Consider the following 13,832-nt stretch of genomic DNA (forward strand, 5'->3'; position numbering starts at 1 on the left):
GACACATTGATCTATATAGAGCAAGGAGTCGCAGGGGGGTGTATAGTGATGCTAACTATTTCCAAAGCATTTTTATTGTATATGTTTTGTATAGATTAATTCTGCTTAGTTAAGTGGTGGGCTGAGTAACCAGGGGAGACATCAAATGCGTGATCGCGGCAGAACACGGCGTTTAATGGGATTGGGTGCGCGCACCGGTGGGGCGCTGCTGAAAACCCGCTTAGGCGGCCAAGCGGATTGGCGTGCCCTGGGTGAAGCCTTGTTTGAGGGGCTTTCAGAGCTTAAAGGCCCGGCCATGAAGCTTGCCCAAATCATGTCCCAGTGGGATGACTTGCTGCCTCCCGATCTCGCTGAGGAACTTGCCCGCCTGCAGCGGCAAGCAGAGCCGATGCCCTGGCCGCGTATTCACGAAGCGCTGATTCAGCAATATGGCGACATTGACCACTATTTCAGCACAGTCGAGGAGCGACCCTTTGCCAGCGCCTCTATGGGCCAGGTTCACCGCGCGACCACCCACGAGGGCGAAACGGTCGTACTCAAGGTGCAGTACCCCGGCCTTGCCGAGGTATTGGAGAGCGATTTGATCCAGGTACGGCGCATTATGCGTTTAGGCCGCTGGTTTAAAGTGCCCCAGGCGCGGTTGGATGCCTTGTTTGAAGAGCTCGCCGAAAGCCTGCGTGGGGAGCTGGATTACCACGCCGAAGCCGATGCCCTGGCCCGCTACCGCGAGCGTTATAAGGATGACCCGCGGCTCGTGATTCCCGAGCCTTTGCCAGCGCTTTCAGGCCCTCACGTGCTGGCGATGCGCTACGTGGAAGGTACACCGATGCGCGAATTAGTCGATGCAGATGATGCGACATGCCAGGGCATTGCCGAGACGCTAGCGGACTGGATTACCCAAGAACTGTTTACCTATGGCGAGCTGCACGCCGACCCCCATGCGGGGAATTTCGCTGCTGATGCCCAAGGCCGGCTGGTGATCTACGATTTAGGTGCGGTAATAGCAGTACCCGATGCGCGCTTGAAAGCAATGATGCAACTGCTGGATGCCACCTTGAAGCAGGACCCTATGGGGATGGATGAAGCGCTGATGCAAATGGGCGGCCGCCAGGGGCAGGGCGCGCCGCTATCGCTCTATCGTGAATCCGCTGAATGTATCGCGCCACTGTTTGAACCGGGGGAGCAGGATTTCAGCGATGTACGGGTGCACCGCCGCTTACGCGAGCTAACCCCTAAGGTGTGGGCAGCGATGGATCGCCTGCAGCCCCCCGCAGATACGCTGCTGCTCTCCCGGGCGCTGAACGGTCACTACTGGAATTTAGTGCGTATAGGGGCGCGGTTGGACATGCACGAGCGAACCCGACCTTTGCTTAAATGGGCATAAGCGAGTAATTGCCTAGCGGAGGGGCTTTAGCCAAAATACCATTGGCTTATGGCTTTCCGTCTGCTCGCCAATATCTCGCCAAGCGAAGGTGGTGGCTAGCTCGCCGTGGCGCTGGTAGCCATGGGCGTTCCAGAAACCGTGAAGCGATTGGTAGTCGGCAGGCTTAGATGGATGATCAACTGGCCGCTCTACCGCACAGAAAGCCGCTAAATCAAACCCCTCTCGTTCGGCGTGGGCTTCTCGCTCGGCCAAAAAGCGTTTACCCGTTCCGCTGCCGCGGTAGCTGTGGAGTAACACGGATTCTCCATAATAGAAGACGCGCTCGGGCTTGATACCGTTGGTCTCAAACGGCTGGCGGAATTCGTCTACTTCATCCTGAAGAGGCTGTCCAGTGGCGGCCCCCACCAGTTCTTCTCCGTCGAAGGCCAGGACGAACAAGCTATTCGGGTTCTCTGCATAGCGACCTAAATAATCCGCTTCGTAGCTGAGTTCGCCATCGTAGAGGTAGGGGAAATCGTGGAATACCCGAATGCGAAGGCGGGCAAGCGCTGGCAAATGGGGGGATATCGCCTGACCTTGGCAGAGAATAACTGTCAGTTCGCTCATTGCATCGCTCCAGCCGATTCAAACGCTGCATGGTTCGCTCAAATCGCTGTACTTTAGCAAGCCCCTACGGTTGTCGCCAATCCTCTCTGCGGGAACCCTTAGGGTCATGCTAAACTATGCCGCTTTTAACACAGTGGAGACGGCAATGCTGGCGGTATGGGTCGATCAGCTGCTGGGATTTGCCTCCGGGGCACTCTCGGCAATCAGGCAACAAGAACACTATCCGGATTTTATGACCTGGGTGCGCGCCAAAGGCGCGGATTCCTTTGAAGGCGATGTGGCCATGGCCCAGGCGCTGGCGCCGGTGCTTTGGTCGCAAACCCCGCTGGAGAGGCTCGACTTTGCCTGTGAGCCTCTCGCCACGCCGGGTCGTAATGAACCTTGCTGGTGCGACTCCGGGCGCAAATTCAAACAGTGCTGCTACCAGGTTGAGTTTCCTACCGAGATTCCCGATCAGATGATGTGGATGCTCTCGCTACGCGAATGGAAGGGCGCCACCCTGAAGGCCGCACTGGAAAGCCAACAGGCACCAGCTCAAGCGCTCCTGGAAGCCGGGCTGATTGCCGCTGAAAGTGGCCAGACGGGCCGCGCTATGCAAATCCTTGAATCGCTGTTCGATGGCAGCGATTGGTCACGGCTGCCCGAACAGGCCGAACCCGCCTTTGAAATCCTGCTGGATATTTACCAAGAGCGCGGCTTTAGCCGTAAACGCGCCGACCTGCTTGATGATGTGATGGAGCGCGGGCCGCTGTTCTTACGCGGCGTGGCTCTTGAGCGTTTATGCCTGATGCACCTGGATAACGATGACCTGGATAGTGCCCGCGGTGCCTTTGTAAAGGCCCAGCAGGCGCTACCCGATTCGCCCACGTTGGCCTACATTGAGGCCATGCTGTTACTGCATGAAGGCCACGAACAGGAAGCCAAAGAGCGCGCCAACTTCTGGTATCGCCGCCTGGTTCGCCAGGGTGAGCTGGATGAAGATCAGTTGGATTTCTTAGCCGCGCTGGCGGATAACCCCGGCGCGACGCTTGCTGACCAGCTGCTCAGCGCGGAAGAGGATCTTGCCACGCCGCTGGTGTCTCTTCAGGCACTGCTGGCCGCGTTGCCTACCGCCCCCAAAATCGATGTAAGCGCCGACCCTGAAAGCGGCCGATTGCTCTATAACACCAGTGCTCGTGAAGCGACGCTGTTTGCCGCCTGGCATGAGCAGTTTCAGGTGCTGGTGGATGAAGATGTGGCGCTGGGCTTCCGCGATGACCCCTGGGGCAACGCCATAGAGTGGATGTCAGCACTCTGCGCGCATCCCGAGTGGTTGGACGCCCCGCAGGTAGTGCAAGACTTAACCTTGGCGCTCACCAGCCGCTTTGGCAGCCTGCCGTGGATGGCCCCAACCCTGCTGGAGCCACTGGCGCTGCGCCTCTCGCGCTGGTTGGAACAAGCCCGAGCAGAAGGCAACGGCAATCTGTGCTGGGACGATGCCAACAACGCCATGCTGCTACGCACGGGGCTAGCGCTTGTAGTCGGTATGGAGCGCGGCGCGCGTCAGCACTCCAGGGAGCTCGCCGAAGAGCTACTGCTGATCGACCAGGAAGATAGCTTGGGCCTGCGCGAGCTGGTGCTTGATCAACTGCTGCGTGATGATCGCAACGAAGAAGCGCTGGCGTTAGCCGAAGAGAGTGACGACGACGGCTCGCTGGTGCTCGGACTGCTAATGGGCAAAACCCTGGCGCTTTATCGATTGGAGCAGCGTGAAGCGGCTGAGACCGCGCTTGGCGATGTGCTTGGCCATAACCGCTATGCGCTAGAGCTGATTTGTGCCGAAAATCCCCGACCCTCCATGCCCCACCCAGATGGCCAGGTTGACCCTGGCTCCCGGGCGGAAGCGTGGCAGTACCGCACCTTGATGCGCGATCAGTGGCGCACTACACCAGGGGCGTTGGAGTGGTTGGAAGCCCACCGCTAGTCTAAACCTTCACTCGGCTAATCCTTCAAGCCTGTTTAAGCAGGCTTGGGGGTTGGCACTAGTTCTTTATCTCGGCTAATCCAGACCGCTAAAACAATCGCTGGCACACCCAGCAATGTGGCGATAACGAAAAAGCTCGGGTAGCCCTGCGCGGTAACTACCAGCCCGCCAAACCCGCTTAAAAATTTTCCCGGCAACGTCATTAATGATGAAAACAGCGCGTACTGCGTGGCCGTGTAGGCGCGTGATGTTAGGCTGGAGAGAAAGGCGATAAACACCGCGCTGGCTAAGCCGTTGGCGAGATTATCGCCGATGATCGTGATCACCAGCATGGGCAGCTGATTACCCACCACGGCAAGCACTGCAAACAGCAGGTTAGTCACCATCACCAACCCCGCGCCGAAAATCAGCAGTGGGCCGATGCCGTAGCGTGCTACGCATAGCCCGCCTAACATCCCACCCGTAATGCTCATCGCAATGCCAAATATATTGGTCACGTTAGCAATCTCTGCGAGCGAAAAGCCCAGGTCGATATACAGCGGATTGGCCATGGAGGCCATGGCTAAATCGCTGATTCTAAATACGGCAATAAACATCAAAATCCACAGCGCCTTCACCCCATAGCGTCTAAAGAAATCGGTAAAAGGGCAGACGAGCGCACCAATGCTCCAGGCTCCCAGGCGGCGTAATAGTTTGGGTTTGCCCCGGCTGGCACGAATAAACGCCCGCACCTTAGGTTCGTGGATAAGTTGAATAGAGAGCGAGGCGCGCTTTGGCTCGGGGCGTAGCAGCACGGTAAGTACGCCAATGCCCATTAGTGCCGCCATGCTCATATACGCCACATCCCAAGAGGCAGACGCTGCGATATACAGCGCGCCGGCACCGGCGGCAAGTAAGCCACCGCGATAGCCAATAATATAGGTGGAGGCCATGGCGGCCTGAACATCGTCATCGGCGGACTCAATACGGTAGGCGTCGATAGCAATATCCTGCGTCGCGGAGCCAAACGCCACTAGCAGTGCAAAGAGAGCCACCCAGCCGAGGTTACCCACTGGGCTCAAGCCAGCAAGCCCCACCAGCCCCGCGGCAATCATGCTTTGGGCTAGTAGCATCCAGCCGCGGCGCTGACCAAAGGTGCGGGTCAACAGCGGTAGTGCCAACCGGTCCACCACCGGTGCCCAGAAAAACTTGATCGAGTAGAGCATGCCGATCCAGGCAAAAAAGCCAATCGCCGCGACCTCAACACCATCGCTGCGCAGCCAGGCCGAAAGCGTTGAGAATACCAGCAGAAATGGTAAGCCTGCGGAAAACCCCAAAAACAGCATGGTAATAACGGGCGCACGACAATAAACAGCCAGCGCAGCAAGCCAACTGCGCTGGGGGGTGGGGCTTAACATTAAACGCTACTCCTAGTGGAAAGACGCTGGCAACGGCCAAGTGATAAACTGAAGCAGTGTTCTATCACAAAAGTACTATCACAAAACCGACAGCTTACCGGAGAGGAGTTTTCCATGTCGATTACGGCGCATCAGGTCGTTACCTTGCACTATGTTCTTAGCGATGTGCTCAACGATGGCAGCAAGCAGGTATTGGACGACTCCCAGGCGCGCAATAAGCCGCTCGAGTACTTGCATGGCCACGACAATATCGTGCCAGGGTTGGAGAGTGCATTAGCGGGTCAAACGGCTGGGGCCGAGCTGAGCGTTCAACTCATGCCCGCCGATGCCTACGGTGTACGCAATGAAGCCCTGGTTCAAGAAGTCAGCCGCGGCTCGTTTGGTAACGCCGAGTTGGAACCGGGCAGCCGCTTTCAAACCGAAGGTGAAGCCGGGCCGCAAATCGTCACGGTTCTGGAAGTCGATGGCGACCGTGTTACCGTCGATACCAACCACCCCCTGGCGGGGCGCACGCTTAACTATAAAGTGACCATTTTAGACGTGCGCGAAGCTACCCGTGCAGAATTAGCCAAAGGCCACCCGCTGCCACCGGGCACCGAACACAGCAAAGTCGAAGACCGCAAGGTGCTGTAGCGTTAATAGCATTCAAAAATTGATCGGTATCAATTTCCTCTTCAACCACTTTCCCCCGCCTGCCGTAACTTGACCCAGGTCAGCATTCTTCCGCCGTTGAGTAGCTAGTATGGGCGCATACACCACGGCGGGAGGATTCAGCATGTATTGGGATGACACAATTATCTTCGGCTTAGCCACCGTCGCGTTAGTAATCGCATTTATGGTGGGTTGGGTGGGCTTCGTGATTCGCGATCATCTTCGTAAAGATAAGCGCAAGAAGTAGCTTTCCCAGTTCATGTAAACCTTGTCAGGGGAGGGGGTTTGCTAGCTTAGTTTTACTAGCTTAGTAAGCCTCCTGTTGCCAGCCCATTTTGGGCTGGCTTTTTTTTGAAATCTAATAAGCGAGTGAGTTGAAAGTACATAGGTTGTGTTGAGGAGCAAGGCAAGGCTGCCCTGGTAACGTCCGCTGGATGAATGAACAGACCAGGAAGCTATGCCATCAACACAGTGGCCTTACACCGCCGCCCATGGGCGCGACATGGCGATCGAGACGTTGAAAACTTGCGCGAGTTCAACGTCTGGATCTGGATGATTCGTAGCATAGAGGCGAAGTGGTGATGGCTGACAGGTTACTGAAGACGCATAACGTCTTCGTACATAGGGGCGAGTCGGCCCAATAGCTCATTCCGCGCGCCAAGGGCAATACCTTCCTCCTGCATAGCAGCGTCGAGATGTTCCACTAAGCGATTAAAATGCACATCCGTCAGGCCCATATGTTGATGAGCACGATCCATCGGCGGGCCTTCATAGCGGCAGGGGCCGTTGCTCACATCACACAGCTGGCTGGCTAGCGACGCGGCAAATAAATCGATGTTTGTATTAGTAAAAAACACCACTACCTCGGGGTCATCCGCAATCCGGTATAAGAGATTCTCGACCACGGTATCGATAGTGTTCTGACCGCCAAGCCGTTCGTAAAGCGTTGTATTTGTTGATTGAGTTACTGATTGATAAGCGCAGCCTGTGAGCGAAAATGCCACCGCTATAAAGGTAAACGCTATTAAAGAACGGCGTGTACGATCGTGTTTGCGTGAAAAGCTCATGGCGCCCCGCTTAAAAAGCTGCTTGAAGTGAAAGATAGCCGCCGCGTTGAGAGGGTAGACCGGCAATATCGCCCAAGTCTAACCAAGCGCCTGTGAGTGATAAGTGCTTATTAAAGAAGTAGGCAGTGTAGAAGCTTTGCCAATCATCCTCTTCAGATACGCTTAGGTTATCGGGTTTCTGACGATACTCGGCGCCGACAATCCATTGCGGGGTAATAAAAACGCCCACGCCGCCCTCGGCTACCCACGAACGGCTATCCTTATCGCCGCCAAAACCGAGTAGGCCGCCCTGGTTGGCGTCTGTATTGCGCAGGGTGGCGTTGAGCAGCACATTGCGCCCAGCAAAAGCACTAAACAGCAGTTTGCTGGCGCTTAGGTACACATCGGTGCCGCTTGTTTCATTGGCGCCGAGGGCAGTGGGAATGGTGCCATCAACCAGCCGTTTATGTTGTATTCCAACACTCCAAATGCCCCACGGGTGATAGAGCACATCGCCGAGTAAGCGCACCTTGGCGCCGTAAATATCCTGTCCTAGCTCGCCACCCAGAGTATCCAAATCAAGCGTTTGACGTGCCACAGAGACTTCAACACGATCATAAATATTCAGGCTGGCGCCGGTCACCGTTAGTCGATAATCGTCCACCCATGCACGGGTAGCGGCGGCCGTGATGCCAATTTCCTGTTCGCTAGCGGTGCTTGAAAGCACAGCCCAAGGCGATAAACCGCCTCCCGCGGCCCCTTCAATGGCACTCACGCCACCGGTTCCTAGAATACGGCTACCGGCAAAAGAGGGCGCGGCCGAAAACGCTAAACAGAGCGCTAGACTGGTGAAAAGGGCGTGCCGAAAGAGCCTGCTGGGCGGTGCAAAGAGGAATTGCAATAACATCATGGCTTTCTCTGGAGAGTCTTTAGCAGGGAAGACATTGGGTGTGGCAATGACAGCGACGTAAAACTATCCAACCAAGCGGGGAGCTCGTCAGCAGGCATCGGTTTAGCAATCCAATACCCCTGTAAATAGTCGCAGCCGAGCTTGCTCAGCAGTTCGGCGCTGGCGCGATTCTCAACTCCCTCGGCCACTAAGCGCAGGCCCAGACTATGGCCCATTTCGATGGTCGAGCTGACAATGGTTAAGTCATCTTTTTGGGAATCAATTGCCAACACAAAAGACTTATCGATCTTTAGCTCATCCACGGGTAGGCGTTTGATTTGCGCCAGGGAGGAGTAGCCGGTGCCGTAATCGTCAATTGCGATACGCAGCCCCAATTGGTTGATTTCCGTTAGGGTGGCCATAGCGGCATCAACGTCCTGCATAACGGCACTTTCAGTGACTTCGATACTCAGCCGGCCAGGGGCAAGGCGATAGCGTTCAAGTAAACTAGCCAAATAAGTCGCTAATTGGCGATCCATCACATCACTGGAGGAGAGATTGACGGCCACCGATAGGTGGTAACCCCGCTGCTGCCAGGCATGCAGTTGAGCGCAGACATTGGCCAACATCCAGTGGCTAAGCATGCCGATACTTCCCGAGCGCTCGGCCAGGCTAATAAATTCATCGGGTGGTACAAAGCCCAGCGAGGGGTGACGCCAGCGCATTAACGCTTCGCACTGATCGACACGGCCGTTACGTGTGTCTACTTTGGGCTGGTAGGCCATCCACAGCTCACCGTTGCCTACCGCGTCCTGTAGATCGCGAATCAATGTGAGCTGGCGCAGATGGTGCTCATCCTGGCCCTCCAGGTAGCGTTGGTGTAGGTGTCGGTGGCGGCGCGCCATGTCCAGTGCTATATCTGATCGCCGCAGCAGCAGTTGCGGGCTGTCGCCATGGTCGGGGTAGTTGGTTTCACCGGCTGAAAGTGAGGGGGTGATGGGAGATTTATCAAGATCGATCGGGTGGTGCAGCGTCGTGAACAGACGGGTTCGCCAGGCAAAGTCGCTTCTTGACTGCTTGACCAGAAGTAGCAGCTCGTCACTATCAAGACGGTAGGCAGTGCTCCCAGTGTCATCAAAATGCTGCAAACGCTTGGCCAGTGTGACCAGTACATGATCCCCCAGCGCGTAGCCGAAGGTGTCGTTAATGTCGCGAAAGTTATTAATCGCAAGCCGCAGCAGGGTAAATGGCTCGCCGCGTTGAATCAAAAGGCTAATATCTTCCTGGGCACTGATGCGATTGGGTAGGTCGGTGAGTAAATCGTGACGGGACTGATGATGAAGTGTGGCCTCGCGCTGAGCGATGCCCTCCTGCATGGCGAGTAGTGTCGACGCCAAAAGGCCGGTTTCGCTGCGCTCGCTACCCATCGGTAATTCTGTAAAACGCTCGCCGCGCCCAATGCGCTGCGCCGCCTGCGATAGCTCCATTAACGGTTTGCTCATGCTCCGTGCACTCCACATGGCGATGAGCACGGTAAATAGCAGAATCAGGGCAATGATTCCCAGCAGTTGCCACTGCAGTGAGCGGTAAGCGCCGAGTAGCTCGTTGCGGGATATTTGGAGTAGTGCATAGGTGTGATTACTATCGCCGGAATTGAGTTGGCTTGCATAGGAGAGATACTCCGCATCCGGTGTCATCTGGCTGTGTAAGGAGTATTCGCCATTGATTAACTCATTACCTCGCCCGCTCATTAACTCTTGAGCTAACTGCTCATCATGAGTGCTTTCAAGGTAGCTGATCTCACTGCTATCAAGAAAGTTAACAATGCTAATATCCAGCCCCGTTAATGCGTTAACCTCCTGCGTCACCGACTCATTAATTAAAAAGCCCATGCCGACCCAGCCGATTAGATTGGGGGCACGAACGGGCAGCAGCGCAAACACATAAGGCTGACCGTCGGCGATGACGACGCTAACCGCTTCGCCCTCTTGGCGAGCCCGGTCGAATAGCTGCGGGAAAGGCATCGGGCTATTTTGCGCGTGATGGCTGCTGGCTAAAATATGGCCATCTAGGTCGCTAAGTAACACGATGTCTGCCTTGGCTCGATCACCATGGTTGGCCAGGACAGAGTAGAGCGTCTCGGTGTCCTGGGTGGAAACGGCGCTTTTAAAACCGAAGTCGTGAGCGAGGATAGCGACATTATTGGCTAACTGCTCACCGCGCGCCTCCAGCAGTTGTTCCAATACCTTGGCGCCCACTTCTAAACGTTGGGAGCCTTTTGCAATGACGTCGTTTTGGGTCGCGCGAAGAAACGCTACCCCGGTGGCGAGTTGCGAGACAATCACCACTGTCAGTAGTACGAGCATCAGGCGCGTTCTAAAGCGCATAGCAACCTCACTAAGTGGCGGAACGCCATCTCCTGATTGTTAGGCACTTAAGTGGCATCTTTAAAGCGTTGCTGCAGAGGTGTAAGGGTTGGCGCTGGCGGTGGCAGGGCGTTGAGTTCCAAGTTGACGTTCAGTTGGTCAGTATCGGTAATCATGCCTTCCCACCAGACTTGCTGGCTATTATCCAGAAGCGGGTGCCAAACGCGCACTCGGTGCTGACCAGCCGGTAGCGTCGGCAGGTTAAGCATGCCATCGACACCCGTTGTTGCTGCGAAAGGGGCGTCGCTGACGACAATAAATGCCTGCATATGGTCGTGAATATTACACCCTAAAACGACAATGCCGGGTTGGTCGAATTGAACCGGTGGGGGCGTTTCTTGTCGGTAGAGATTTAAATCAAAGGTTTTGGCCGGTGAAAAAGAGTAGACGTGATGACGGGTTGTATCTTGGTTGGGAAATGCCACGTAGCTGTGGGTAGGGACGGTTAGTACCTTGGGGTGAAAGGCGGCCTCACGCTGATAGATGTTCTCTTTTTGAGGCGGACTGCTCACCGCCGAATCGTAGTAAACCTCAACGACTGCATCCTCAAGCGGTTGGCCATCAGCACTGCGGATGCTTATCTGTGCGGCGTTAGCAGTGGAGCCAAGTAGGGTTATTATCGCCAGTACCAATAGCGGGGCTGCGTATGCACTGATAAAACCCATAAAAGGACGCTGTTGTCGTATTGGTTGTGGCATCGAGTTCGGTATCCCGCATTAAGCTGACAAATTGTTAAGTTTAATAGTGGATGGATTGTGCAAGAAAGTCATGCGTTTGGCTTAACGGTAAGCCAACACTTTTACTTTCTCCTCAACCCTTAGCCAAGCACTGGCGCTGGCGACCAGGTTAGCTTGTACCGATGAGATGAGGTGAGAGGGTGCGTTGTTTAACGCAATGTTGGTTGGCGCCAAGTATTCCGCCAGGCGTGCATGACCCGCTCCGGGTACCAGGTTTCGCCCAAGCTGCCGTTATAGCGCGCTAGCGCGCGGGTAAAGTCGCCATTCTCGATAGCGAGGTAGTGCGCCAAAATGGTACAGCCATAGCGCAGGTTGCGCGGCGGGTAGGTTAAGTCGTCAATCGGTAGCCCAAGTTCGCTGACCCAAAAAGGCATGATTTGCATCAGGCCGACGGCGCCTGCCGAGGAGATAGCATCCGCTTTGAAGGCACTTTCCACCTGAATCAGTGCTAACACCAAGTCAGGCGGCAAACCTGCCAGTCTGGCTTCTTGGTAGATACGTGTTAGCAGTGTCTGGCGCTGAGCCGCATCATCGATAAAGCGCGCTAGCGGCGTGTTCATGCGTTCACGCCACTGACGCGCTACCCACAGCTGTTGAGCCGTCTGATGCTGCTGATTGGCAGAATCAAGCGTAGGCCGCAGCGTTTGAGGTAGCGTCTGAGCCGCAGCTGGGCTGGTCATTACTAGCCCAGCGCCGCTCAGCAATAGTCCGCTAAGCGTTACGGCCTTAGCTAGCTTTCTCACGCAAAAAGTCGATAATTTGCTCCGCAGGCACCATGGTGGCTTCGCTATCCCGGCGTCCTTTATATTCCAATTCACCGTTGTCCAGGCCTCGGTCACCGATTACCAGGCGATGAGGAACGCCCATCAGTTCCAAATCAGCAAACTTAACCCCGGGGCGGGTATCGCGGTCATCCAGCAAGACATCTAAGCCTGCGGCCGTGAGCGCTTGGTAAAGACGCTCAGACTCTTCGCGAACGCGTTGGGATTTGTGCGCATTCATCGGCACCAGCGCCACCTGGAAGGGGGCAATGGCGTTGGGCCAAATAATGCCGGATTCGTCATGGTTCTGCTCAATGGCGGCAGCAACCACGCGAGTCACGCCGATGCCGTAGCATCCCATCCACGGGTGGCTGGTTTTGCCGTTGTCGCCGAGCACGTTGGCGTTCATCGCCTGAGAGTATTTTTGGCCAAGCTGGAAGACGTGACCGACTTCAATGCCGCGTTTGATAGACAGCGTGCCTTGGCCATCGGGAGACGGATCGCCTTCCACCACATTACGTAGATCGGCAACCTCAGGTAGGGCTACATCGCGCTCCCAGTTAATGCCGAAGTAGTGTTTGTGATCCACATTGGCACCGGCTCCGAAGTCGCTCATCAGCGCGACGCTGTGGTCAATAATCACCGGCATTTTCAAGCCCACCGGGCCGAGCGAACCGGGCCCAGCTCCCACCGCAGCGCGAATCTCCTCTTCGCTGCCCATGGTCAGCGGTGCAGCAACTTGAGATAGGTTTTCTGCTTTTACCTCGTTCAACTCGTGATCACCGCGAACCAGCAGCGCGATTAAACCGCCTTCTGCTGCGTGAACCATCAACGTTTTAACGGTTTTCTCTATTGGTAGCCCAAACTGCTCCACCAATGCGGCGATGGTTTTGGCGTTAGGCGTATCTACCAGATGCATCTCTTGGGTAGGCGCTTCACGATGTATGTCGCTACCCAGGGGAGCTGGCAGGGCTTCGGCCTTTTCCATGTTCGCAGCGTAGTCGGAGGAGGTGGAGAACACGATATCGTCTTCGCCCGAGTCGGCCAGCACGTGGAATTCATGGGAACCGGTGCCACCGATCGAGCCGTTGTCAGCAATAACGGGACGAAAGTTAAGCCCTAAACGCGTGAAAATGCGCGTGTAGGCATCGTACATATCCTGGTAAGTCTGTTTCAGCGAAGCTTCATCCAGGTGAAAAGAGTAAGCGTCCTTCATGATGAACTCGCGGGAACGCATTACCCCAAAACGTGGGCGAATCTCGTCACGGAACTTGGTCTGAATCTGGTAGAAATTGACCGGCAGCTGTTTATAGCTGGCGATCTCTTTGCGGACCAGATCGGTAATGACTTCTTCATGGGTCGGACCGACGCAGTAGTCGCGCTCGTGGCGATCTTTCAGGCGTAACAGTTCAGGGCCATATTGCTCCCAACGGCCAGACTCCTGCCAAAGTTCTGCGGGCTGCACGGCGGGCATCAGTACTTCTTGAGCGCCTGCACGGTTCATCTCTTCGCGCACAATGGCTTCCACTTTGCGCAGGGTGCGCAGGCCAAGTGGCAGCCAAGTGTATAGCCCAGAGGTTAAGCGGCGAATCATGCCAGCGCGGAGCATTAGTTGATGACTAATGACTTCGGCGTCAGCTGGGGTTTCTTTGAGAGTGGCAATCAGTAATTGGCTGGCGCGCATGGGCGTGAGCATTCCTTGGGTTTTTGAAAACAGGGGTTTTGAAAACTGTTTTTTGAAAACTGGATTCTTGAGTAAGTGCTTGGAAGCGTTGAATGGGAACATTGTACGGCCTAGCGGTTAAAGCGGCAAAATAGTGCTTATGTTCAAATGATCTATGCTTTTGGATAGCTGTGCTAAACTGATCACGTTTTACGGCGCGTTATTAGTCGGTACAAAAAAATTGGTCGGTACAAAAAAACAAGCGCAGTTTGCTATATAGACTGTCGTTATTATTTCAGTTTGAGGGAA

The 13,832-nt window shown here is 55.3% G+C and carries 12 protein-coding genes; 4 read left to right on the forward strand and 8 right to left on the reverse strand.

Annotated elements, in window-relative coordinates:
* Nucleotides 1-145: 145 nt before the first annotated feature.
* A complete protein-coding gene (locus tag QEN58_RS08055) occupies nucleotides 146-1,384 on the forward strand; it encodes an ABC1 kinase family protein (RefSeq protein ID WP_280106588.1) in 1,239 nt (412 codons plus the stop codon).
* Nucleotides 1,385-1,396: 12 nt separating this feature from the next.
* On the opposite strand, the gene QEN58_RS08060 is transcribed toward QEN58_RS08055, so the two are convergent.
* Complete coding sequence (locus tag QEN58_RS08060) at nucleotides 1,397-1,990, reverse strand: GNAT family N-acetyltransferase (RefSeq protein ID WP_280106589.1); 594 nt, start codon at nucleotides 1,988-1,990, stop codon at nucleotides 1,397-1,399.
* Between the two features lie 145 nt (nucleotides 1,991-2,135).
* Here QEN58_RS08060 and QEN58_RS08065 point away from each other — a divergent pair, with 145 nt between their 5' ends.
* Entirely contained in the window at nucleotides 2,136-3,953 is a 1,818-nt protein-coding gene (locus QEN58_RS08065; RefSeq protein WP_280106916.1) for an SEC-C metal-binding domain-containing protein, read from the forward strand.
* A gap of 35 nt (nucleotides 3,954-3,988) precedes the next feature.
* Here the strand turns inward: QEN58_RS08065 and QEN58_RS08070 are convergent, their stop codons facing one another.
* Complete coding sequence (locus tag QEN58_RS08070; protein WP_280106590.1) at nucleotides 3,989-5,350, reverse strand: AmpG family muropeptide MFS transporter; 1,362 nt, start codon at nucleotides 5,348-5,350, stop codon at nucleotides 3,989-3,991.
* A gap of 114 nt (nucleotides 5,351-5,464) precedes the next feature.
* Between QEN58_RS08070 and QEN58_RS08075 the strand changes: the two genes are divergently transcribed.
* Both QEN58_RS08075 and ccoM read left to right on the forward strand, forming a co-directional pair.
* Nucleotides 5,465-5,983, forward strand: coding sequence for an FKBP-type peptidyl-prolyl cis-trans isomerase (locus tag QEN58_RS08075; protein WP_088701645.1), 519 nt, complete (start codon nucleotides 5,465-5,467; stop codon nucleotides 5,981-5,983).
* A 142-nt stretch (nucleotides 5,984-6,125) separates the two neighbouring features.
* Nucleotides 6,126-6,248 (forward strand): cytochrome c oxidase subunit CcoM, encoded by a 123-nt coding sequence (gene ccoM / locus QEN58_RS08080; RefSeq protein ID WP_280106591.1) that lies wholly within the window; start codon nucleotides 6,126-6,128, stop codon nucleotides 6,246-6,248.
* A gap of 346 nt (nucleotides 6,249-6,594) precedes the next feature.
* Here ccoM and QEN58_RS08085 read toward each other — a convergent pair whose 3' ends face one another.
* From QEN58_RS08085 to QEN58_RS08110, 6 genes are all read right to left on the reverse strand, one after another.
* Nucleotides 6,595-7,068: a group I truncated hemoglobin gene (locus QEN58_RS08085; protein WP_280106592.1), complete on the reverse strand. Its 474-nt coding sequence runs from the start codon at nucleotides 7,066-7,068 to the stop codon at nucleotides 6,595-6,597.
* 10 nt (nucleotides 7,069-7,078) lie between these two features.
* Nucleotides 7,079-7,957, reverse strand: a complete 879-nt coding sequence (locus QEN58_RS08090; RefSeq protein ID WP_280106593.1) for a DUF3034 family protein — start codon at nucleotides 7,955-7,957, stop codon at nucleotides 7,079-7,081.
* Nucleotides 7,954-10,323 (reverse strand): putative bifunctional diguanylate cyclase/phosphodiesterase, encoded by a 2,370-nt coding sequence (locus tag QEN58_RS08095; protein WP_280106595.1) that lies wholly within the window; start codon nucleotides 10,321-10,323, stop codon nucleotides 7,954-7,956. Before QEN58_RS08095 ends, QEN58_RS08090 begins: the two co-directional genes overlap by 4 nt.
* A 47-nt stretch (nucleotides 10,324-10,370) precedes the next feature.
* On the reverse strand, nucleotides 10,371-11,060 hold the full coding sequence (locus QEN58_RS08100; protein WP_280106597.1) for a cupredoxin domain-containing protein: 690 nt from the start codon (nucleotides 11,058-11,060) through the stop codon (nucleotides 10,371-10,373).
* A gap of 188 nt (nucleotides 11,061-11,248) precedes the next feature.
* Nucleotides 11,249-11,779 carry a transglycosylase SLT domain-containing protein gene (locus QEN58_RS08105; protein WP_280106598.1) on the reverse strand — a complete coding sequence of 177 codons (531 nt, stop codon included), beginning with the start codon at nucleotides 11,777-11,779 and terminating at the stop codon, nucleotides 11,249-11,251.
* A 46-nt stretch (nucleotides 11,780-11,825) separates the two neighbouring features.
* Nucleotides 11,826-13,544: a proline--tRNA ligase gene (locus QEN58_RS08110; protein WP_280106599.1), complete on the reverse strand. Its 1,719-nt coding sequence runs from the start codon at nucleotides 13,542-13,544 to the stop codon at nucleotides 11,826-11,828.
* Nucleotides 13,545-13,832 lie beyond the last annotated feature (288 nt).

It is taken from the genome of Halomonas alkaliantarctica, assembly GCF_029854215.1.
GTDB lineage: Bacteria > Pseudomonadota > Gammaproteobacteria > Pseudomonadales > Halomonadaceae > Vreelandella > Vreelandella alkaliantarctica_A.

Coding starts and splice junctions, on each gene's coding strand:
- QEN58_RS08095 (WP_280106595.1), bottom strand. CDS start 10,323: ATGCGCTTTAGAACGCGCCTGATGCTCGTACTACTGACAGTGGTGATT.
- QEN58_RS08075 (WP_088701645.1), top strand. CDS start 5,465: ATGTCGATTACGGCGCATCAGGTCGTTACCTTGCACTATGTTCTTAGC.
- QEN58_RS08065 (WP_280106916.1), top strand. CDS start 2,136: ATGCTGGCGGTATGGGTCGATCAGCTGCTGGGATTTGCCTCCGGGGCA.
- QEN58_RS08055 (WP_280106588.1), top strand. CDS start 146: ATGCGTGATCGCGGCAGAACACGGCGTTTAATGGGATTGGGTGCGCGC.
- QEN58_RS08110 (WP_280106599.1), bottom strand. CDS start 13,544: ATGCGCGCCAGCCAATTACTGATTGCCACTCTCAAAGAAACCCCAGCT.
- QEN58_RS08070 (WP_280106590.1), bottom strand. CDS start 5,350: ATGTTAAGCCCCACCCCCCAGCGCAGTTGGCTTGCTGCGCTGGCTGTT.
- QEN58_RS08105 (WP_280106598.1), bottom strand. CDS start 11,779: ATGACCAGCCCAGCTGCGGCTCAGACGCTACCTCAAACGCTGCGGCCT.
- QEN58_RS08100 (WP_280106597.1), bottom strand. CDS start 11,060: ATGCCACAACCAATACGACAACAGCGTCCTTTTATGGGTTTTATCAGT.
- QEN58_RS08090 (WP_280106593.1), bottom strand. CDS start 7,957: ATGATGTTATTGCAATTCCTCTTTGCACCGCCCAGCAGGCTCTTTCGG.
- QEN58_RS08060 (WP_280106589.1), bottom strand. CDS start 1,990: ATGAGCGAACTGACAGTTATTCTCTGCCAAGGTCAGGCGATATCCCCC.
- QEN58_RS08085 (WP_280106592.1), bottom strand. CDS start 7,068: ATGAGCTTTTCACGCAAACACGATCGTACACGCCGTTCTTTAATAGCG.
- ccoM (WP_280106591.1), top strand. CDS start 6,126: ATGTATTGGGATGACACAATTATCTTCGGCTTAGCCACCGTCGCGTTA.